The following is a 21,904-nucleotide window of genomic DNA, read 5'->3' as shown; positions in this document are numbered from 1 at the left end:
AAAAATAATGCAGTCTTTGCCAACCACATTATTTTGTTTCCTTCTTAATTACTTTTTTATCTTCCAGCACTTCTTCACGCACCACTTCATTACCTGCTTCCTCCTCGGCAAAAACCTGTGAGACATTGCGGTAATAGTTGTAAATCCGCGTAATAATAATCTTTAAAATTGCATAAATCGGAATTCCAAAAATAACGCCCCACAGGCCCCAAACAGCGCTGGCGCCAATTAACAACAGAATCGTTGTCACCGGATGCATTGCCATTTTATTACCCATTACTAACGGACTGATGAAGCGCGATTCAATCGTCTGCTCAATTGCAAAAACAACCAGCACCTTAATAATCATCGGGACAGAACCCATGATGGCAATCACTAAGGCAGGAATAAAGGAAATAAAGGTCCCAAAATAGGGGATTAGATTCATTACTCCGCTTAAAACCGCCAAGGCAATTGCATAAGGCAGGCCAATAATAGAATAGCCAATGGCGAACATGATTCCAACCCAAAAGGCGACCGTAATCTGCCCGCGGATGTATGAAGACAAAGCATAGTTGATATCATACAATAATTTACTGTAGCTTTTCTGCCATCTTTTAGGAGCAAACTGCGTCATGTAGGGCCGCAGGCGGTGGGCATCCTTCAACATGAAGAAGAGAATAAACGGTGCCGTCAGCAGGGTCATCACAATCACCGTCACAATGCTGATCGCCGAGGAAATATTGCTCAAAGTGGCCTCAACTGCATTACGTCCCGTTCTAAACAATGTTTTCTGGGCGTTGTTGATCATATCATTGATATTATTTTTGACACTATGCAGCGCCGGATCGCGCAGAGCATTCTGGGTAATATTTACCGCATCATTCCAAATATGCGGCCAATTCCTAATCAGTGAATTGATCTGTACTTGGACAATTGGCAGCAGACGGTTAATTACCCAAACTAAAGCCACTGCCACCAGAACAAACAGCAGAACGATGGTAGCGATTCGCGGCACCTTAAATTTCCGCTCAAGGAAATCAACCAACGGATTCATAATGTAAAACTGAATCGTGGCAAGGAGCAGCGGCGGCAGTATTGCACTAAAAAATAAGCGGGCCGGATTCAAAACAAACGATATTTTGTTAAATACCCAGATAATCAGAAAGAACAATAGAATGTTTAACAGGACGACACTAAAGCGGTTATTTAAAAACCACTGCTTAAAAACAGTTTGTTTTTTATGATTTTTTGCTTCTTTCATCCAATCATCCTTACTAAAAATCACTCATCTTCTTAAAACTTAATTTTAGCATAAAAAAACCGCTTATAAACATAAGCGATTCTTCTTTTTACTATTTGTTAGTTTTGTGGTAGAAAAGCCATTTTCTTGCTTCCTCAATTAATACCAACGGAATTGGCAGGCAGAAGAGAAACAGCCAGTCTGAGCCAAGCAGCCTTGTTGTGTTAAATAATTCCTGTAACCCAGGCGTTACCGTCAACAGGAAGAAGAGGAAGATTTCAAAAACAATTCCATACCAGATATTCTTGTTGCTGAATATTCCCTTCTTAAAGAGTGACACCCGGTTTGTCCGACAATTCAAAACATTGGCAATCTGACTAAAGACAATTGAGCCCAGAACCATCGTGGTTGCCCGCATATAAACCGGACCACTGGCAGCAAGCGGAACACCCTTAGGCCAACCGTTCTGGAAGTTAACGAAGAAGTAAGCTCCAACCGAAATGGCACTGGACAGCAAGCCATACCATAAGAAAGCTTTAAGCATAACCTGCTTGTTTAACAAGTGCTCATTGCGTTTTCTTGGGGCCTGGTTCATTACGTCCGGATCACTTGCTTCCGCACCAAGTCCCAGTGCTGGCAGCATATCCGTACCTAAGTCAACCGTTAAGATCTGCATAACGGTCATTGGCAGCGGTATTGCCCCAGCGGAAAACAGGAACAGGATTGACGGAAAGGCTTCCGGAACATTGGAGGTCAAGATATAAGTCAAGAACTTCCGAATATTGCTGTAAACGGCACGTCCCTCTTCGATTGCGGCAACAATCGAGGCAAAGTTGTCATCCGTCAAAACAATATTAGCGGCATCCTTAGCAACATCAGTACCGGTCATTCCCATGGCAATACCGATATCGGCCTGTTTTAAGGCAGGGGCATCATTGACACCGTCACCGGTTGAGGCAACAATCTCACCATTTTCCTGCAAAGTCTTAACAACTTTATATTTTTGCTCAGGCGCAACCCGAGCAAAAATAATCTCACCTTTCAGTGCTTCACGCAAATCACTATCACTCATTGCTTCCAATTCGGTACCGGAAACAACCCGTGCTTTATCAGAAGTTAGGCCGATTTGGACAGCAACGGATTTCGCCGTCAAAGTTGAGTCACCGGTAACCATGATAATCTTAATCTTGGCATCATGACAGCGCCGGACAGCATTATAAATCTCTGGCCGCGGCGGGTCACTCATCGTTGTTAATCCGACAAAAATCAAGTGGCTTTCCGCTTCATCAATTGTCAGCTTATTGATATCGGTACTGTCTTTGTCAACAATCCGGTAAGACATGGCCATACTCCGTAAACCCTTAGCAGCGTAATCGGCATTTACCTTATCTGCACGATCGCGGTCTTCTTGGGTCAGCGCACGCACTTCACCATTAACTTGGACTTGATCACATTGCTTGATCACATCACTAAACGAACCCTTAGTGAAGATGATATATTGCTGATCATTCCAGCGGTGAATCGTGCTCATCCGCTTACGGTCGGAATCAAATGGCAGCTCACGCATTCTTGGATACTTAACCAAAACCTTTTGCCGGTCAAAACCAGCTTTTTCGGCCATGATGATCAACGAAGCTTCGGTTGGCGTACCTAAAATTTTCGGTTTACCACCCTTAACCTTGCTCGGCTGCACCGCCGTATCGTTATCAAGAGAGGCAATTTGGATCAGTTTATGCAGATCCGGATTTTCTTCATACCAGAGCTGTTTGCCGTTAAGTTCAATCTGGCCATTATTGACATAGCCGTTGCCCGTAACCTTGTATTCATTCTGCAGCGTCCAAATGTAATGAATTGTCATTTGGTTCTGCGTCAATGTCCCGGTTTTATCCGAACAGATAACGGTCGTTTCACCAAGCGTTTCGACAGAGTTCAATTCCTTAACCAAGGCATGTTTCTTGGCCATCCGCCGCACACCTTGGGCTAAACTCAAAGTAACGGTCGGCAGCAACCCTTCGGGAATAAACGCAACGATCATTCCTAATGAAAAAATAAAGGCTTTAGCAAACGGATAATGAACGAAAAGGATGGCTGCCAACATGAAGACAACACCAATTGAAACAGCAATGATTGACAGCTGTTTCGTCAGGCGGTCAAGTTCTCTAGTCAACGGACTGTCAACTTTTTCTTGCTTTTGCGTTAATTGGGCAATCCGGCCAAATTCCGTTTCCATCCCCGTCGCAAAGGCAATTGCCCGCGCGGTACCGGAGCCAACAGTTGTTCCTGAATAGATCAGGTTTGTTTCGGCATAGCTGCCCTCTCCTGGAGCATACTTGGTCGTTTTTGATTCGGGAACAGATTCACCATTCAACGCACTTTGGTCAACCTGCATTGAACTAGCAGAAATAATTCGCGCATCAGCTGGAATTGCATTACCGGCCTGAAGCAGAAAAACATCGCCCGGAACCAATTGTTTCGAATCAATTTGGCTAACCTTGCCGTCGCGAACAACACGGACATAAGTCGGCAACATACTGTTTAATGCATCAGTTGCTCGCTTAGCCGCACGCTCCTGCCAATAGCTGAATAGACCGTTAATAACGTTGACCATCCAAATGGCGATTCCTAATTCAAGCGTCCCGCTAAAAATTGCCACTAAACCAGAAATCCACAGCAAAATTGCCATCATGCTGATAAAGTTTTTGAAGAAAACTTTCCACTGGGATTCTTCTTGCGCTTTTTTAATCTCGTTTGGACCATATTTTTCTAATCTCTTGGCCGCTTCGTCAGAACTTAATCCGTCGGCCGAAGAGTGTAAATTAGTAAAAACTTCTGAGACATCGTTCTTAGCATAAAGCTCGCGAATCTTATTTTCATCCATTTCACTTTTACCTTCAATTTTCTATAAATTACTTATACTACTAACATCGACACCATACTTTAACACTTTAAATTAAAATGTGAAGCTCTTACTGGCACTTAAAATATTACATTTTCATGTCAGGCGCTCTCTAAGTGCTGAAGTATATTATAAGAATTATAGTCAAAAATTACCAAAAAGATAGTCTTTAATAAATTTATTTGACTAATTACCTTGTTTTAGTACGACAAATTAGCGTCATATTAGCCCTTTATACAAAAATGCTTAATTTTTTATGACTTGAAGCTCAAGAAAAAATCAAAATCGTTCAAATTCGTTCAAAATTGTTCAAGCAGCGTAAAAATACTTACGAGGGTAGACTAACCGGCAAACTAATTTGCTAGAAAAAGCTCGTGGTATACTAGTAGTATTACATATTGCAATAGTTAAACAATGGAGGTTAGTTATGAAAGTGTTAATCGGTGGCTACACCAAAAATACTTCAAAAGGGATTTATGAATTACCTGTAAATGAAAATGCAGAAGAAGTCACATTAGGTCAAGCAGAACCTATCATTACGGTAGGCGGCCCAACCTATTTTCAAAAAGACGGCCCGTTAATTTTTACAATCAACAATGCGGGAGAAAAAGGCGGAATCAGCGTCTTCAAACAAAAGGGCGACGGCTATGAAGAAACATCTAACTATCTTACCCCTGGTTCCTCACCAGCCTATATCGGCATCAATAAACGGAAAAAGTTGATTTACACCGCCAACTACCACACAGGTGTCTTGCAGGTCTTTAATTATTCAGCAGACGGTAAATTAACCTTGCTTGCCGACTGCACGCATATAGCCGACACCCTGGGACCGCGGCCTGAACAAACAGACGGCCCACACCCACACTTTTTTGATGAGACACCAGCGGGTAATTTGGTCAGCTGTGACCTAGGCAACGACCGTGTTGACTTTTACCGGTTAAATAACAACAAGTTAGACCACTTGGCCGCATACCACAACGAACCCGGCTTTGGCACACGTCACATTGTTTTTTCTAAAGATGGCCATTGCTTCTACGTTGCCGGCGAACTATCCAGCAAGATTAACGTTGTCAAATTCGATGAAGAAAGCTGGCAGTTCGAAAATATTGCCACCTACTCCACCATCCCAGAAGACTTTACCGCCCACAATGGCGCCGCTGCAATTAAGATCAGCGGTGACGACAAATTCATCTATGTTTCTAACCGCGGTCATGACTCAATCACGGTCTTTGGTATTAATGATGACAATACTTTGAAATTAGTCCAGCGTGTTTCAGTCTTTGGTGAATTTCCCCGCGATTTTAACTGGGATCCAGAGGAAAAATACGTTGTCGTTGCTAACCAAAATACCAATAATGCAACTTTGTACACCCGCAGTGCCGAAACCGGCTGCTTGACGCCCGTACAGAAAAAGATTGCCGTTCCAGAAGGCACGCGGGTGTTATTCACAGAAAATTAAAAAAGCAATAATCTTACGTAATAAGACCATTACTTTGATCATTGGGGAATTCATTTATTAATAATGAATTCTTTTTTTAGCTTAAAATTACTAGCCTTCCAAATCCACGTAACTTAAGCTGGCAAATCGCTTTAAACCAAGACTTAAAAATAAACTGAAGAAAATTGTGCCGCCATTAAGCAAGTAAGACTGATTGGTAAAGGCCGTTGAAGAACTGGCCTTAGAACCAAAAAAGTCAAACGGCAGAACGTTTAAATATGTCATCTTGACATCCGGTGTGCTTACGCCCGAGAAAAAGTGCAAAAATTTACCATCATTAAGTTTAATAAAGGCAACGATTTCCAAAATAATCACGGCTGCCGTAAACAATAAAATTAATGTTTTGCCTACCGCTGCCTTGCGCACATTTTTAAATAGGGCACAAAACATAAACAGCAATAGATAAAAGCTCAGCAAAGACAATAATTTCTGTAAAGTATAATCGGCAAAAGCAAAATGATAATTTTCTTGATAGTTATTAATATAATGATATAGGTACCCAAATAAAAGTGTAAACAGCGAATAAAAAGCTATTTCGATTAGCGTTAACCATTCATTAGCAAAAGGCAGAATCCCGATCAACCTGTCGCTGCCGACATAATACATCTGCATTATTTTATAGCTGGTCACAAACACCAAAACTGCACTGGCAGCCAGATACCAAATACCATGAAAAGCAGAAATTGTCTCATTTTTGGGCTTAGCCATCCGGAAGAATAAAAAGACTACTTCCACTAACATCGGCACCAAAAACAGTGGTGCCATTTTCCTTAACCGCAAAGATAAATATTCCCTCATTGTCCTACCTCCTAATTTTCCAAGTCTAAATAATTTAATTTTCCGCGTCGTTTTAAAAAAGTAATTACGCTAATGCTAAGCACTATAGTTATGAAATAGGTTAGATTTTCTTGATGATTGCCATAGTTAAAGGAGATTTCTTCCAAAATAATAACGGCTATGGTAGACAATAAAATCAAACTTTTACCTATTAGCGGCTTACTAATATTTTTAAATAAAGCGCAACAACAAAACAATATTGCATAAAACCATAGCAACAATAATGTTCCTTTTGAAGCATATTTCCAAAAAGAAAATTGCTCCTTTTCACCATACAGGTTTACGTAACGAAACATTAACCCAAATAAAACAGAAAACAAGGTATAAAAACATATTTCAATACCTGTCAGCAACTCATTTGTAAACGGTAAAATAGCAAGCACCTGATCACTGCCAACATAATACATTTTTAAAACATTATGGCTTGTAGCAAAAAGTAATACTGCGGCAGCAGCAATATACCAGGTGTCATGAATATATGGAAGAATATTATCTCTAGGATTAGCAATTCTTAAAAATAAAAAGACTACTTCGACTAACATCGGCACCAAAAACAGCGGTTCCATCTTCTTTAACCGCAAAGATAAATATTCCTTCATCGTCCGACTACCTCAGCATAAGCCGTCTCCAGATTTTGATATTTTTCCAGTAATTCGGCCTGTGAATCCATCGCAATAATTTGCCCATTTTTCATGAAAACCACATCATCAAACATTTCGCCCAAATCACGCAGTAAATGTGTAACGATGATGACCGTACTATTTTTCCGCCGAAAATTTTCAATTGCCTTAATAAAAACCTGCCGGTTCAACGGATCAATTGCCGACAGCGGTTCGTCCATCACGTAAAAATCAACATTTCTCGCCAAAACCAGCGCCAGGTGAACCTGTTCATGATTGCCTTTAGAGCCAGAATGAAGCTTCATACTATGCTCCAGGCCAAAGTGTGCCAATATCCGCTCCGCCCGCTGTTCATCAAAATCTGGAAATGCTTGAGCAAACAACTTAATTGCCTGCCCCACGGTCATGCTTTCATATAAGAAAAATTTATCGGGTAAATATGAGATGCTTTCACTTACCTCACGTTCACCGGTAAATTTATTTATTTTTTGCAAGAGCACGTTAATTAATGTCGTCTTGCCCGCACCATTCTGGCCTAAAATACCAACAATATGGCCCCGATTTGTCAACGTAAAATTGACATTGTCTAACAAAGTTTTCCTGCCGTATTTAACGGTTAAATTAGTTAATTTCATTTTCTTACACCTCTTGTGTATTATTGTAGTGGTACACCATTGAAATGTAAAGAATTTTTTGTAAAAAAACAGCCTTATTTTTTAAGACTGTCCCATAATTTTTTCATGTCCTGCGGATCTTCAACCGTAATTTTTGTCTTCTGCTTGCTAGCAAACGGATCTGGAAAGGCCAAGTAGCAGCAATTCAAGGCCTGCCTGGCAAAAGCATCACTAGCGCCATAGAGTTTGTCGCCAAACAGCGGGTGCCCGATGTACTGCATGTGCACCCGAATCTGGTGGGTGCGTCCTGTTAATAAATGCAGCTCCACTAAACTGGCTCCTGCTGTCTGCTCCAACACCCGATATTCAGTTACTGCCGGCCGCCCCTCCGGCCTAATGCAGCGTACAACACTGGCATCCCGTTTGCCAATCGGTGCCCGCACCACACCGCTTAACTCATTATCAGCAAAGTTGCCGTGAACAACCGCATGATACTTTTTAGTAAAATCCTGTTTCGGAATTTTACTGAACATTGCATGGGTAATCGCATTTTTCCCCACTAAGACTAAACCCGAGGTGTCCTTATCCAGACGAGTAATCACATGTGGCTTAAGCTTTTCTACTTGATCACCAAAGTAAAATAATAGCCGGTTTACCACCGCATCATCGTCCTCATAACGCGAGGGGATCGATAATACCCCAGCCTCCTTGTTCACCACCACGTAATTAGCCGTTTCCCTAACAATCTTAATCGGTTTGACCGAGGGCTTAAGCCACTGATTCTTCTTTTCTCTGCCGGTAACAAAAATCACTTCATCACCAGTTTTTAGTTCATAGCCCGTATAACGCCGGCGGTGGTTAACCAGGATCATTCCCTGACGGTTTTTGGCATTATTAATCGCCCTTCTAGAAAAACCGCTCTTTAACAAAAAAGCCCCCAAATTTTTAGGGCTTTTGGCTTCAACCATTAATTTAAACAGCGTCATTGTCATCACCAATAAACGAGTTTTTTACTCGTGTCCAAAAATGATGGTGGCCAAAGCGGTCGAACTGAATTACATGGCTGGAAATGCGAAAAATTATTTTTTTCGCATTAAGCACATTCAGTCTGCTGCCATCAACGGTCATCACGAAATGGTCGGCATTCGGCACAACGGTAATCCACTGATCAGGTGCGAGCACAATCGGCGACGACAATGTGCGAAAGATCCGATTATTAATTGAGGCAATCTCGGTCATTTGCAGTGCCTTGAGCCGGGGATGGATCACGGCGCCACCTAACGACTTATTGTAGGCCGTTGAGCCCGTCGGCGTTGAAATGCAGACACCATCACCACGAAAGTTTTCAAACAACTGGTCATCAATATAAATATTGGCTTCCAAAGTATGCGACACGCGTTTAACCGCGGACTCGTTCAGCGCCAAATAGCGCTTTTTTTCACCAGCTTCTGTCACCAGCGTAACCTCTAACAAAGGATAAGAAGCAGACTCAGGTTCATGCATGAGTAGAGCGTCGACCATTTTATCCAAGTTGTCACTGTACCAATCGGTATAAAACCCCAAATGTCCTGTGTGAATGCCGATAAAGCGAATTGAGCTGACCTGATTGACATAGCGGTGAAAAGCGTTAATCAAGGTACCGTCGCCGCCGACGGTAATGACAATATCCGGATACTTGGCATCAAACACAACATCTTTTTCCTCCAGGAGTTGTTTCAAGCGTGCAACTACCTTCAAGGTCTCATCATTATTGTTATGAGCAATTGCTACCCTCATGATTTTTCCTTACCCTTATTCTTGGTAAAAATTTTCTGTGCTTCCTGCACCTCATCTTTAATCTGCGACATTTCCTCATCAAGGTGATAAGCCGCTTCGGCGGTTGACTTTAATCGTTTTGAAATGTCAGCGGGATATGAACCGTTATATTTATAATTCAGCGTGTGCTCAACCGTTGCCCAAAAATTCATTGCCAATGTCCGTACTTGAATTTCTGCCAAAAGTTTCTTAGGGCCATCTGGCAAATAAACTGTATAAGAAATTACCATGTGATAAGAGCGGTAGCCTGAAGGCTTGGCATTTTGCACATAATCACGTTCCTCAACAACTTCCATATCATCGCGGGCATGAATCAAATCAACCACTTTGTAAATATCGTCAACAAATTGGCAAACAATCCGAATTCCCGCAATATCCTGCATATCCGTTTCGATTACCTCAGGACTGATCACCCGCCTGGTCATCTTCTCCTTGATCGAATCAACCGTCTTAACCCGGCCAACAACAAATTCAATCGGGGAATGCTCACCCGCGGTCAAAAAACTTTGTCTAAGGGACCGAAACTTTATTTTTAATTCACGAACAGCCTCATCATAAGGCCATAAAAAATTTTCCCAGTCAAATTCCATTAGAAAAATTCCTTTCTTATACCAACCCCTTTATTCTAGCATATAATATAAAAGAAAAAGATCGGAGTAATTTCACATGACAAAAGAACGCGAAATTGAAGCAAAAACAATTTTACCAGAGGCTGTTTACCAAAAATTAGTTAGTGACTTTACAAATAAACAGGTGTTTACGCAGGTAAATTATTACTTTGACACTCCTAATGGCATTCTCAAGGCAAATAACATTGGCTGCCGTGTCCGCGTCTTTGCCGATCATGCCGAGCAAACACTCAAGGTGCCTGACCTTGATCCAGTCCAAAGAAATTTTCATGAGGTAATTGAAATTACCGATCAGCTAACGCCTGAAAATGCAAATAAAATCGTTAAGAAGGCCCAAACAGGAGCTACCTGCACCTTCAACGGAAATGTCGGCCAGTACCTGCAGCAGCACTTCGCTGATGAACAGACCCACCTGCGTTTGCAAACTTGGAGTAAAACCAAACGCATCTTAGCAGATGGTCCTGAAGGCTGTGAACTAACCCTTGATGCCACTTCATATCCTGATCAATACACGGATTATGAACTAGAAATCGAAAATACGAATCCGGCACTAATCAAAAAAGTTTTATTTACATTGGAAAATAATTATAATTTTAGACAAACAAGTAAAAATAAAAACCAAAATAAGATTGCACGCGCATACATGCACAGAAGATAAGCAATAATAGGCATATCTTTTGTTTAGAACTTTAGAATTTGGTAAAGTAAAGTTTATATACACAATAAGTAAGAGGTGTACGTTTATGTTTGAGGTTTTTCTTTTTATTAATCCCATCGGCATTTATTGTTATGATACAGAAAATTTAATAAAGAAAACAATTGATGACCTTAATGTTGACGTCTGTTTTCACTACATTCCGCTTGTCAATTCCGAGGTTATCAAGTCTGATATTATTCGCCGAACCAAGGATGGACAAAACATTTCCAACATTTCCAAGTATACGATTGCAGCCTACCAATCGCTAAAGTATTATCACGCGATTAAACTAAATTATGGCAACAAAAAGGCCCGTTCGTTTCTTTTTCAGTTGCAAAAAGCAATCAACCGGAATTTTGCGGTGTATACTCCTGCCTTGCCAATTAAAATCGCTAAAGAATTAAAACTAGATTCAAAAAGTATCACAAGTTACCAGGATACTAATTATATTTTTGATTCAATTAATGAAGACAAGATGTTGGCTAAAAAATATGATATCAAGCACATTCCCACAACAATTATTTTTAATGAGAGTGACACTTATAACGGTATTTTACTTGAAGGAAGAGTTGCCTATAATAATTTGCTGCAGCTGTTTAAGAATGAGAACGGTTGTAGATTTGGCAAGCTTAACCCTTCTCCCGGCTTGCGCTTGATTTAAGATATGATGTGACATTGTCTTGGCTGTTTATTGGACGGAGTGTGCTAAAAACTTTATCTGGCAGATTTTCAAGTGTCTGGTGTTGCTCATAAAGCTCTTGGGCTATTCTTAACCCCATTATTGATTTTTGCGTAAGTTGCAATTGTAAGTATTTTTTCTGTTCCAGTGAATTAACTGCATAGTTCTTAAGAACTGGACAAAAATGCCAGAAGCGCTGTAAACCGATTTCATCGAGGATAAATTTTTCCTGTTGAAAATAGACCTCATTGGTAATTGGTGCCAGCAAAATATTATATTTAAGCCGCAAGAAATTATTTTGCGGATCAATTTCTAAATAATAATCATGCCACAAATGATTTCTGCGAAAGAAAATTATTTGTGTTTTTTTTATTTTTTTGCGTAAAAAATGGCGGTGCCCAACCACCCAAACGTCAATTATTTTTTCTTTTTTATACAATTGGTGGCGGTGGTTAAACTCATTTTCGCTTAAAGGGGCACACTGAACTTCAAACGCCAAGCTGGGTGAAGCCAACACATCAGCACGCAATTGTCCCGCGGCTAATGGCACTTCTGTCTGAGCAGAAAAGCCGGCTGCAGTTAAGGCAGTTTTAAGCAATAGCTTTGCTGAATGATGTTCTTCCTTTTCACCCATTACTTCAATAGACGATGACAAATGCTTAAAGAAAGCATTCTTACTTTGCGAAATAACTAAAATAATTCTTTTTTTGCACCGCGGGCAATAATAGCGTTCGGCATTTAATTTTTTCTTATTATTTTTAACCAGCTTGGCTTCATTTACGGCCAATACCAGTTTCTTATTTAACATGGCTGCATACAAAAAAGATCACCCATGATTAAATACGAAAAAAAGGCGATTTTCGCCTTTTAAATCATCTAATTTTATTTTTAATGCTTGCTCTTAGTAAAATAATACCGCAACTGCTCCAGCGCATCGTCATGAAAAATGCAGTCGCCCAATTTTTCAATATGTTCCAGCATAATATTTTGGACTTTAAAGCCAAATTCATCTGCCACTACCCAAACATCAGCCGGATTTACCTCATGCTCATTTTCATCGCTGAATGCAAGCGCAAGAAAATACTTATCATTGGCGAAATACAGGCTTGACGTTAACTCACTGACACGCAAATTATCTGCCAGTTCAATTACTGCTCCTAAATTTTTAAAGCAATACAACTGCTTGATTTGCTTCTGCCAAGACGGCTTTTCAGTATCAGAAGCGGAATCAGGCGCGAGATCAAAGAAACTCCTTCGCGAATCTTTCTTTGCCTCTTCTTCCTTATTAACACCAGCGGCAGGATTAGCACCAAGCATCTGAGCAAAATTATCCCCTTGACTGCCGGTAACTTTGGTAATAAGCAAATCTAGGCCACCCTTACTTGGCATTACCTGAAAAGTAACCGGTACATCTTGAGTAAAGGTATGATCAGTATCAATTTCATCCAGTATCGAGTAAAAGAAATGTTGTATCTTATTTTTATCGCCCAATAAATCTAAAACCTTAAGGCCACGCCGTGCCAACTCATCTTTTCCTATTTGAACACGAATTGTGTTTTCATTAATATGATCAACGTGCACGAACTTTCACCTCCATCAATAAGATCTTTTACTTATTGTAGCGTATTTTAGCGACAAAATAAAAGTGTTAGCAAAAAAACTAACACTTTTCTCCAAATATTTAAGTAAATTACAAATTAGCAATCTTTTGCAATTTTTCTAGTTCCAACCTGCGTACTTTACGTGGCAAAAACCGGCGAATTTCATCTTCATTGTATCCCACTTGAAGCCTACGATCGTCCATAATAATTGGCCGCCGAAGCAAGCTTGGGTTTTTTTCTACTAAATCAAGTAACTGATCAATTGACAGGTCGTCTAGATTCACCTTTAACTGTTGAAAAGCTCTTGAGCGTGTAGAGATAATCTCTTCTGTGCCATTTTCCGTCATCCGTAAAATACGAATAAGCTCCTGCTTAGTAAGCGGTTCAGAAAAGATATTTCTTTCGTTAAACGGAATATCATGTTTCTTTAACCACGCTTTAGCCTTACGACATGAGGTACAACTCGGAGATACATACAATTCTACCATCTATTTCACGCTCCTTAGGATAATGCTGCTTTAACTGCATATCATTATTATAGCACAATTACTTCTTTTTTGTAAGCAATATTTAATATTAATTCTATGCTTTACATAATATAACCTAAAAATTAATAATCGGTGAATTTTTTGCTAAGTTTATCTAAAGAAAAATACATACACCAATAAGAGATGTATGTATTTGTGTGCTATTTATTAATTTTAGCCATTAAATCGTTAACTAACTTCTCGTTTTCCTCAGCTGTTTCTGAGACATAGCACGCCTTGTTAGCCAATTCTTTAATGTCGTCTCTACTGATCTTCTTCATTAAGCTTCTAATCCGCAAAATTGAAGTTGCACTCATTGAGTACTCGTCAAGTCCCATTGAAAGCAGAATTGGGAACATTGTGCTGTCGCCAGCGGCTTCACCACACATTCCGCACCAGATACCATTTTCATGTGCAGCATCGATTGTGTGCTTGATCAAACGCAAGATCGATGGGTTAGCCGGCTGGTAGAGATAAGAAACATTATCATTGCCCCGGTCAGCTGCCATTGTGTATTGAATTAGATCGTTGGTACCAATTGAGAAGAAGTCAACTTCCTTAGCAAATTGGTCGGCCAAAACAGCTGCAGCAGGAACCTCAATCATCATTCCGACTTGAAGATCAGAACCAACCTTCACACCTTTAGCTACCAATTGCTCTTTTTCTTCATTCAAAATTGCTTTAGCTTTGCGCAATTCATTCAAAGTACCAATCATTGGGAACATAATGCCTAACTTGCCGTAAGCTGAAGCACGAAGCAAAGCACGAAGTTGTGTCCGGAAAATATCCTCGTTCTTTAGTGAAAGCCGAATAGCCCGCACACCCAAAAACGGGTTCATTTCTTCTGGCAGATCCCAGTAGTCAAGGTGCTTATCACCACCAATATCCATGGTTCTGATGATGACTTGCTTGCCATCCATGCCTTCAATAACTTTTTTATAGGCTTCAAACTGTTCATCTTCGGTTGGGAAATCGGAAGAATTCATGTACAAAAATTCAGTTCTGTAAAGGCCAACTGCTTCAGCACCATTATCGTGAACACCCTGCATATCATCAGGTGTACCAATGTTAGCCGCAATCGTGAATTGCTTGCCATCAGCTGTTAGTGATGGCTCATCTTTCAACCGCTTCCATTCAGCCTTTTGCTCTAAGAAAGCCTTACTCTTTTGTTGATAATCAGAAACTTGTTCAGCACTTGGATCAACAACTGCATCCCCGTTCAGGCCGTCAACAACCAGTGTTTGCCCGCTTTGAATATCCTTAGTAATTGATTCAGTACCAACAACGGCTGGAAGCTCAAGTGAACGTGCCATAATGGCTGAATGTGCTGTTCGACCGCCAACATCTGTGACAAAACCCTTAACAAATTTTTTATTAAGTTGGGCAGTATCACTTGGGGTCAAATCATGCGCAACAACGATCACTTCATGATCGATTGCTGCTGGATTAGGCAGTTCCTTGTTAAGAAGGTGGGCCATTACCCGCTTCGAAACATCACGCACATCAGCAGCACGCTGCTGCATATATGCATTATCTGTCATTCCTTCAAAAATTTTAATAAATTTCTGTGCCGTTTCATCAAGTGCAGCTTCGCTGTTAATCTTTTGGTCTTTAATTTCGGTTTCAATAGCACCAGTGAATTCCGGGTCATTCAAAATCATCAAGTGGGCTTCAAAGACTTGTGCTTCATCTTCCCCAATGCTCTTCTTAGCAGCATCGCGAATTTTTTCAACTTCTTTAGTTGATTCGTCAATTGCTTTCTTATAACGAGCTAACTCACTGTCAGTATCGCTAACAGTGGTCTTGGAAAATGACAAATCAGGCTCTACCAAAAGATAAGCTGGAGCAACGGCGATCCCGTCACTAGCAGCAATTCCCTTTAAAGTCTTTGTCATTATTCAGCCAAACCTTCTTTTTCCATTGTGTCAGAAATTGCCTGAATAGCATCCTTTTCGTCATCACCATCAGCAGTAATTGTAACGTCGGCATTTTGACCAACGCCGAGTGACATCACGCCCATAATTGATTTCAAGTTAACTGACTTGCCGTTGTATTCCAAATTGATATCTGAACCAAATTTTGAAGCAGCCTGAACTAACAGTGTGGCTGGACGTGCATGAATCCCTGTTTCTGCAATAACATGAAAATTACGTTTTTCCATTATAATATCTCCTTTAAATCGAAAAAAATAAATCGGTATAAAATACCCATACAAATATTAGCCTATCATTTTTTTGTGATTAAGACAATAAAATTGTAACAGTTTACATCATTTAATCACTAGCTTCGGCGCGCGTATAAATGATTTTACCGCCACGCAAGGCCCGGCCGGTTATGTTTTGCCGTTTGCCATAGGCGCGTAATGCCGTTTGAAAGTCAAATGCGGTCTGTGGATCAACTTCATACTTCTCTAGCTTACCGTTTGCCAGCTCGTCTAGAATTTTTTGATAATCCACTTTAAACGCCCCACATTTCCCTATCTTACGGCTATTATTTCACTTACAGACAAAACAATTTTACCATACTTAGCATGCTTGTGAAAAAAATAATACTTAAGACTTAGCACTTGATTATTGAGAGTGCTAATTATATAATTTAATAAAATTGCAAAGTGAAAGGCGGTAATATAATTGCTCTGTCAAAATTGTCACAAACGGCCCGCTTCCATTCACCTGTTTGCGAATGTGAACGGTCAAGGGCGAGAAATTAACTTGTGTCAGCAATGCTACCAAGAATTGCAGGCACAACAAGGAAATAAAAATATGAATAATAATGATAACAACGGCTTCTTTGGTGATTTTAATGACATCTTTAATTCACTAAACAGTAATAATGCCAATAATATGCGTCAGGGACAAGGACCCCAGATGCAGATGGGAGGAAACGGCGGCAATGGCCGTTCACTGCTCGATCAATACGGAACAGACCTAACCGCACTTGCCAAAAAAGGCAAAATTGATCCGGTAATCGGACGCGACAAGGAAATTGCCCGGGTGATAGAAATCCTGAACCGCAGAACCAAAAATAATCCGGTTTTAATCGGTGAGGCTGGAGTCGGCAAGACCGCCGTGGTTGAAGGCTTGGCTCAGCAAATTGTCGACGGTTCGGTGCCAGCTAAATTGCAGGACAAGAAAATAATTTCTTTAAACGTTGTTTCCCTAGTTCAGGGAACCGGTATCCGCGGGCAATTTGAGCAGCGGATGGAACAGCTGATCAAAGAACTGCAGAATAGAAATGATATCATTCTTTTTATTGATGAGATTCACGAAATTGTTGGTGCGGGGAACGCTGAAGGCGGCATGGATGCCGGCAATATTATCAAACCGGCTTTAGCCCGCGGTGATCTGCAACTAGTGGGTGCCACGACGATTAAGGAATATCGTGAAATTGAGAAGGATTCGGCTTTGGCGCGGCGCTTCCAACCGGTGGAGGTTAAGGAACCATCAATCAGCGAAACCATTCAAATTCTCAAGGGAATTCAGAAACGCTATGAGGACTACCATCACGTTCATTACACGGACGATGCCATTAAGGCGGCTGCCGAATTATCGGCCCGTTACATCCAAGACCGTTTCTTGCCGGATAAGGCGATTGATTTGCTTGATGAGGCTGGCTCTCGGATGAACCTAACGATTCCATATATTGACAAGGATAAACTGCAGGAACGTATCAACGCTGCCCAGCAGCTAAAGCAAGACTCACTGAAAAATGAGGACTACGAAAAAGCCGCATACTACCGTGACCAAATTGAAAAGTACAACAAGGTAAAAGACCAAAAGGTTGACCCGGATAAGTCACCAGTGATTACCAGTAAGATCATGGATAAAATAGTTGAGGAAAAGACGGGGATCCCAGTTGGCGACATCCAGGCGCAGGAAGAAAACCAGCTGCAGAACTTGGCGGCAACTTTAAAGAAGCATGTCATCGGCCAGGACAAGGCGGTTGATCAGGTCGCCCGAGCAATTCGCCGCAACCGGATCGGTTTCAACAAGTCGGGTCGGCCAATCGGCTCCTTCCTCTTTGTCGGTCCTACCGGCGTCGGTAAAACGGAGCTGGCTAAACAATTAGCTAAGCAGATGTTTGGTTCCGAAAACGCGATGATTCGCTTTGATATGTCTGAATACATGGAATCATATTCTGTTTCCAAGTTAATCGGTTCTGCTCCCGGATATGTCGGCTATGAGGAAGCCGGCCAGTTGACCGAACGCGTGCGGCATAACCCATATAGTTTAATTTTACTGGATGAAATCGAAAAAGCCGACCCGGCAGTCATGAATCTTTTCTTGCAAATCCTAGACGACGGTCGCCTGACTGATTCACAAGGGCGTACAGTTTCCTTTAAAGACACGATTATTATCATGACCTCAAACGCAGGCCAGGGTATTAAAAAGACCAGTGTCGGCTTTGCAGCTGAAAATGATGCGGATGCTCCCGATTCTGCCAGAAATTCAATGACCCAGTTCTTCAAGCCCGAATTTCTAAACAGGCTGGACGATGTCATTGCCTTTAACGAATTATCTAAGGAAGACCTAATCAAGATTGTTAACTTGATGCTGACCAATACCAACAGCATGGTGAAAAATCAGGGCTTGCAAATTACAGTCACTGAGGATGCCAAAAAGAAATTGGTTGACGACGGCTTCAACCCAAGCATGGGAGCACGGCCGCTGCGTCGGACCATCCAGGAAGAAATCGAAGACAAGGTTGCCGATTACAAGCTTGATCATCCGCAAGCAAAAGAATTAGTCGCAGATGTTAAAAACAATGAAATTGTGATTACTGAACCGGCAAACGTAGTCAGCGAAGAAAATTATGCTGCCAAATAATTACTTGCTTACTTCAGAATTACATAAAAACATGCTTAGCCAGCAAGCATGTTTTTTTTTGTAAAATAAGCTATAATTAATAAAAAAGGGAGCAACAGAAACGGGTGAAATCCATGCACTTAATAGATGTAACCAATAGTTATGCAAGCTTAGTTCATAGTCAACTTAATTCAACCGATGTTAACTACGTCAAGGTTTATTCTCTTGGCAACACTTCGGTAATTTACACCGAAAGCAACAACGCGATCGGCATTGTTCTTGAAAACCACAGCCGGCGTGTCCGCAGGGAAGAATTTGAGTTTGTGATCAAGCGGCTTGTTAAAGAAAATGATCCTTCTTATCAAATAACAATTGATAAGAACCAACATGTCCTTGAAATTCATGTCAATAAATAACAAAAAAAGTGATGAGATAAAATTCATCACTTTTTTATTTACTATAACTTTTCTGTCAATTCCACGTCCGGGTACTTATCCTTGAAGAAACGTTCCGCAAACTGATTCTCAAACAAAAATAATGGCTGATCATAACGGTCTTTAACCAATAAATTGCGGCTGTTGGCCATTGCCGGATCAAGTTGGTCTGGCTTAATCCAGCGAGCAACCCGGTGACCAATGCTGGTCATCTCAACGTCTGAATTATACTCGTTTTTCATACGAAACTTAAAGACTTCAAACTGCAGCTGCCCCACCGCACCCAGAATATACTCATCGGTTTGATAATTGCGGTAGAGCTGAATGGCACCTTCTTGAACCAGCTGTTCCATTCCCTTGTGAAAGGACTTCTGCTTCATCACATTTTTGGCGGTCACGCGGACAAATAATTCCGGCGTAAATTCCGGCAAACTGGGGTACACGATTTTTCCCTTTCCGGCATAAATGCTGTCGCCGATCTGAAAATTACCTGTATCGTATAAGCCGACGATGTCACCAGCAACGGCATCCGAAACCTGCACCCGCTCACTGGACATAAATTCAGTTGCGCCGTTTAAACGAATCGGTTTATCGGTTCTTGCCAAGGTAACATCCAAGCCCTTTTTAAACTCACCGCTGCCAATGCGCACAAAGGCAATGCGGTCACGGTGGTGCGGATTCATGTTGGCCTGAATTTTAAAAACAAAGCCCGAAAATTCCGAATCGTCCGGTTCAAGCGTTTCATTTCCATTGACCTGATGACTCTCAGGTGCTGGAGCTAAATTAACAAAACTTTTCAAAAAGGTCTCAACGCCAAAATTGGTCAAAGCCGAACCAAAAAATACAGGTGTCTGCTCCCCCTTAGCAATTTTAGCCAAATCAAACTTGTTGCCCGCCTCTTTAATCAGCGTAATTTCATCCAGCGTTTCTCCAAATTGGGGATCGCTGCTCAGCGGCTCAGAGTCCGGGAGCTGACCGTTTTCATCAAGTGCAACAAATCGGTCCTGCCCGTCCTGATGATAAAATTCCACCTGATTGTTGGCAATATCGTATAAACCTTTAAGCGTCTGACCTGATCCGATCGGCCAATTCATTGCTATCCCTTCAATTCCAAGCAGGTCTTCAAGCTCGGCAATCAAATCCAGCGGCGGCCGACCGTCACGGTCAAGTTTATTCATAAAAGTAAAAATGGGAATACCCCGCTGCTTAACAACTTTAAACAATTTCTTAGTTTGGGGTTCAATTCCCTTAGCCGTGTCAATCACCATCACGGCTGAATCAACTGCCATCAGTGTCCGGTAAGTGTCTTCAGAAAAATCCTGGTGCCCCGGCGTATCCAAAATATTGATCCGTTTACCTTGATACTCAAACTGCATAACCGAACTGGTGACAGAAATTCCTCTTTGCTTCTCAATCTCCATCCAGTCACTAGTAGCGTAATGACCTGTTTTCCTGGCCTTTACTGTTCCGGCACTGCGGATGACGCCACCAAAAAGAAGCAGCTGCTCAGTAATTGTCGTTTTACCCGCATCCGGGTGCGAAATAATTGCAAATGTCCGCCGCTTGTTTACCTTATCCAAAAGTTCTTTACTCATTAACTATCTTGTTCTTCCTTAACTACCTCTTTGGGAATCGTCAATAAAACGGTCAAAAGGCGTGAGCGAATCATCCTCCTGGTTGTCAAAGTCATTCCGTTATCCAGTTTGACCGACAATTTTTCGCCCTTAGCGGGAATAATTCCCAGCTTAGTGATCACATAGCCCGCTACCGTATCAACGTTTTCCATTTTTAAATCAGTGCCAAATTGCTCATTAAAATCATCAAGGGACATTTTGCCATAGATGACATACTTATTGTCGTCAATTTGATTAACCAAAACTTCGGCCTTGTCTACCTCATCGTCGATATCGCCCACAATTTCTTCGAGTAAATCTTCAATACTAGCAATTCCCACAACACCGCCGTATTCATCCATCAAAATCGCAATCTGCTGCTGGGTACGCTGCATCTCAACCAGCAAGTCCGACAAGTCAGTTGTTTCGGGAGCAAACAGCGGCTCGTTCATCACATCGCTGTAGTCAAGTTTATCAAAGCCGATTTCACGCGCCTTGCGTAAAACTGTCCTAATATGAATGACCCCGATAATTTTATCCTTATCACCTTGATAAACCGGAATTCGTGAATAAGGTTCACGCAGAATTTCATCCAAATTATCCTGAAAACTAACATTAGCGTCAACCATAAAGGCATCGGTCCGGGGAACCATCACTTCGTGGGCCATCCGGCCGTGGAAGTTCAGGACTCCCTCTAACATGGAAAATTCGGTTTCACTAATTTCTTTTTCTTGGTGCAGGTCCTTAATCTCCTGCTCCAAATGCTCTTTTGTTTCTTCCTCAGTTTTACCAGAAAACTTACTCTTTAGTTTATCAAGTAAGGTGGTCGCCGCAGGGTCACTGCTCATAATGTCATTCTCTCTTTCTTAAAAGCATATTATAAATAATAACATTATATCATGGACGGCCCGCTTATGTTAAAATAGCTGGTAAGAAATGAGGTTGATCGCCATGAAAAAGAGTCATGTTCTCCTGGTATTCACTTTTTTATTATTAATTCCTTACATTTGCAGCTTAACGATTATCGGAATTTGCTACAACGCATTAGTGCTGCATTCCGCTGATCTTTTTCGGACGACGATTGGGGCAATCGTTGGTGCGCTCATCATGTTTGCCGTCAAGGCAACCATTCAGCGACCGGTAGATTTGCTGGCAACAGAAATTGACGATGGTTTCTTGAAGCAGCTTCTGCGCTTCTTCAGCATCCGCAGGCGTTATTTCCTACTTGGGGCCAACATCGTGCTAGATTTTATCCTGTGCTTTATCGCCACGTTCGTCGTGCGTAATTTTCTTACATTGGACCAAATTGTTGGCAAATCCGTCGGAATTGTTATCCTCGTAATGTTAATTTCCACCTGCCTTGGCGCTTATGTGGAATATGACAACTTGTCAATTGATCCCCAGCAACACTGATTAT

Annotated in this window: 22 protein-coding genes; 6 read left to right on the top strand and 16 right to left on the bottom strand. The window is 41.3% G+C overall.

Annotated elements, in window-relative coordinates:
- Positions 1 to 28: 28 nt before the first annotated feature.
- Positions 29 to 1,243, bottom strand: coding sequence for an AI-2E family transporter (locus PT285_RS03925; protein ID WP_277147978.1), 1,215 nt, complete (start codon positions 1,241 to 1,243; stop codon positions 29 to 31).
- Positions 1,244 to 1,334: 91 nt separating this feature from the next.
- Positions 1,335 to 4,100 carry a cation-transporting P-type ATPase gene (locus tag PT285_RS03920; protein ID WP_277147977.1) on the bottom strand — a complete coding sequence of 922 codons (2,766 nt, stop codon included), beginning with the start codon at positions 4,098 to 4,100 and terminating at the stop codon, positions 1,335 to 1,337.
- Positions 4,101 to 4,545: 445 nt separating this feature from the next.
- Here PT285_RS03920 and PT285_RS03915 point away from each other — a divergent pair, with 445 nt between their 5' ends.
- On the top strand, positions 4,546 to 5,577 hold the full coding sequence (locus PT285_RS03915) for a lactonase family protein (RefSeq protein WP_277147975.1): 1,032 nt from the start codon (positions 4,546 to 4,548) through the stop codon (positions 5,575 to 5,577).
- 90 nt (positions 5,578 to 5,667) lie between these two features.
- Here the strand turns inward: PT285_RS03915 and PT285_RS03910 are convergent, their stop codons facing one another.
- From PT285_RS03910 to PT285_RS03885, 6 genes are all read right to left on the bottom strand, one after another.
- Entirely contained in the window at positions 5,668 to 6,414 is a 747-nt protein-coding gene (locus PT285_RS03910) for a hypothetical protein (RefSeq protein ID WP_277147973.1), read from the bottom strand.
- Positions 6,415 to 6,425: 11 nt separating this feature from the next.
- Positions 6,426 to 7,052 (bottom strand): hypothetical protein, encoded by a 627-nt coding sequence (locus PT285_RS03905; protein ID WP_277147971.1) that lies wholly within the window; start codon positions 7,050 to 7,052, stop codon positions 6,426 to 6,428.
- A complete protein-coding gene (locus PT285_RS03900) occupies positions 7,049 to 7,708 on the bottom strand; it encodes an ABC transporter ATP-binding protein (RefSeq protein ID WP_277147969.1) in 660 nt (219 codons plus the stop codon). The genes PT285_RS03905 and PT285_RS03900 overlap by 4 nt, the downstream gene beginning before the upstream one ends.
- A 74-nt stretch (positions 7,709 to 7,782) precedes the next feature.
- Positions 7,783 to 8,673, bottom strand: a complete 891-nt coding sequence (locus PT285_RS03895) for an RluA family pseudouridine synthase (protein WP_374211462.1) — start codon at positions 8,671 to 8,673, stop codon at positions 7,783 to 7,785.
- Complete coding sequence (locus tag PT285_RS03890; protein WP_277147967.1) at positions 8,660 to 9,463, bottom strand: NAD kinase; 804 nt, start codon at positions 9,461 to 9,463, stop codon at positions 8,660 to 8,662. Before PT285_RS03890 ends, PT285_RS03895 begins: the two co-directional genes overlap by 14 nt.
- Positions 9,460 to 10,092 carry a GTP pyrophosphokinase family protein gene (locus PT285_RS03885; protein ID WP_277147965.1) on the bottom strand — a complete coding sequence of 211 codons (633 nt, stop codon included), beginning with the start codon at positions 10,090 to 10,092 and terminating at the stop codon, positions 9,460 to 9,462. The genes PT285_RS03890 and PT285_RS03885 overlap by 4 nt, the downstream gene beginning before the upstream one ends.
- A gap of 76 nt (positions 10,093 to 10,168) precedes the next feature.
- Between PT285_RS03885 and PT285_RS03880 the strand changes: the two genes are divergently transcribed.
- Complete coding sequence (locus PT285_RS03880; protein WP_277147963.1) at positions 10,169 to 10,789, top strand: CYTH domain-containing protein; 621 nt, start codon at positions 10,169 to 10,171, stop codon at positions 10,787 to 10,789.
- Positions 10,790 to 10,874: 85 nt separating this feature from the next.
- The gene (locus tag PT285_RS03875) at positions 10,875 to 11,489 is read left to right on the top strand and encodes a DsbA family protein (protein WP_277147961.1); all 615 of its coding nucleotides are present in this window, start codon (positions 10,875 to 10,877) and stop codon (positions 11,487 to 11,489) included.
- On the opposite strand, the gene PT285_RS03870 is transcribed toward PT285_RS03875, so the two are convergent.
- The 6 genes from PT285_RS03870 to PT285_RS03845 all read right to left on the bottom strand — a co-directional run bounded on the left by PT285_RS03870 (position 11,458) and on the right by PT285_RS03845 (position 16,091).
- Positions 11,458 to 12,315, bottom strand: coding sequence for a competence protein CoiA family protein (locus tag PT285_RS03870; protein WP_277147960.1), 858 nt, complete (start codon positions 12,313 to 12,315; stop codon positions 11,458 to 11,460). The genes PT285_RS03875 and PT285_RS03870 overlap by 32 nt on opposite strands.
- 80 nt (positions 12,316 to 12,395) lie before the next feature.
- Positions 12,396 to 13,088, bottom strand: coding sequence for an adaptor protein MecA (locus PT285_RS03865; RefSeq protein ID WP_277147958.1), 693 nt, complete (start codon positions 13,086 to 13,088; stop codon positions 12,396 to 12,398).
- A 109-nt stretch (positions 13,089 to 13,197) separates the two neighbouring features.
- Positions 13,198 to 13,596, bottom strand: a complete 399-nt coding sequence (spxA, locus tag PT285_RS03860; protein ID WP_277147956.1) for a transcriptional regulator SpxA — start codon at positions 13,594 to 13,596, stop codon at positions 13,198 to 13,200.
- A gap of 200 nt (positions 13,597 to 13,796) precedes the next feature.
- Positions 13,797 to 15,530, bottom strand: a complete 1,734-nt coding sequence (gene ptsP / locus PT285_RS03855; protein WP_277147955.1) for a phosphoenolpyruvate--protein phosphotransferase — start codon at positions 15,528 to 15,530, stop codon at positions 13,797 to 13,799.
- The gene (locus PT285_RS03850; protein ID WP_277147953.1) at positions 15,530 to 15,796 is read right to left on the bottom strand and encodes a phosphocarrier protein HPr; all 267 of its coding nucleotides are present in this window, start codon (positions 15,794 to 15,796) and stop codon (positions 15,530 to 15,532) included. Before PT285_RS03850 ends, ptsP begins: the two co-directional genes overlap by 1 nt.
- A 112-nt stretch (positions 15,797 to 15,908) precedes the next feature.
- Positions 15,909 to 16,091, bottom strand: coding sequence for a hypothetical protein (locus PT285_RS03845; protein ID WP_277147951.1), 183 nt, complete (start codon positions 16,089 to 16,091; stop codon positions 15,909 to 15,911).
- Between the two features lie 174 nt (positions 16,092 to 16,265).
- Between PT285_RS03845 and PT285_RS03840 the strand changes: the two genes are divergently transcribed.
- Entirely contained in the window at positions 16,266 to 18,461 is a 2,196-nt protein-coding gene (locus PT285_RS03840; RefSeq protein WP_277147949.1) for an ATP-dependent Clp protease ATP-binding subunit, read from the top strand.
- A 113-nt stretch (positions 18,462 to 18,574) separates the two neighbouring features.
- Entirely contained in the window at positions 18,575 to 18,856 is a 282-nt protein-coding gene (locus PT285_RS03835; protein WP_277147947.1) for a DUF1827 family protein, read from the top strand.
- 41 nt (positions 18,857 to 18,897) lie between these two features.
- Here the strand turns inward: PT285_RS03835 and PT285_RS03830 are convergent, their stop codons facing one another.
- Both PT285_RS03830 and PT285_RS03825 read right to left on the bottom strand, forming a co-directional pair.
- On the bottom strand, positions 18,898 to 20,469 hold the full coding sequence (locus tag PT285_RS03830; RefSeq protein WP_277147945.1) for a peptide chain release factor 3: 1,572 nt from the start codon (positions 20,467 to 20,469) through the stop codon (positions 18,898 to 18,900).
- Entirely contained in the window at positions 20,469 to 21,335 is an 867-nt protein-coding gene (locus tag PT285_RS03825; protein ID WP_277147943.1) for a hemolysin family protein, read from the bottom strand. Before PT285_RS03825 ends, PT285_RS03830 begins: the two co-directional genes overlap by 1 nt.
- A 103-nt stretch (positions 21,336 to 21,438) precedes the next feature.
- Here PT285_RS03825 and PT285_RS03820 point away from each other — a divergent pair, with 103 nt between their 5' ends.
- Entirely contained in the window at positions 21,439 to 21,900 is a 462-nt protein-coding gene (locus PT285_RS03820; protein WP_277147941.1) for a hypothetical protein, read from the top strand.
- The last annotated feature ends 4 nt before the right edge of the window (positions 21,901 to 21,904 follow it).

The organism is Lactobacillus sp. ESL0791 (genome assembly GCF_029433255.1).
In the GTDB taxonomy this organism is placed as follows: Bacteria; Bacillota; Bacilli; order Lactobacillales; family Lactobacillaceae; genus Lactobacillus.
This window is presented reverse-complemented; position numbering and strand designations above follow the sequence as displayed.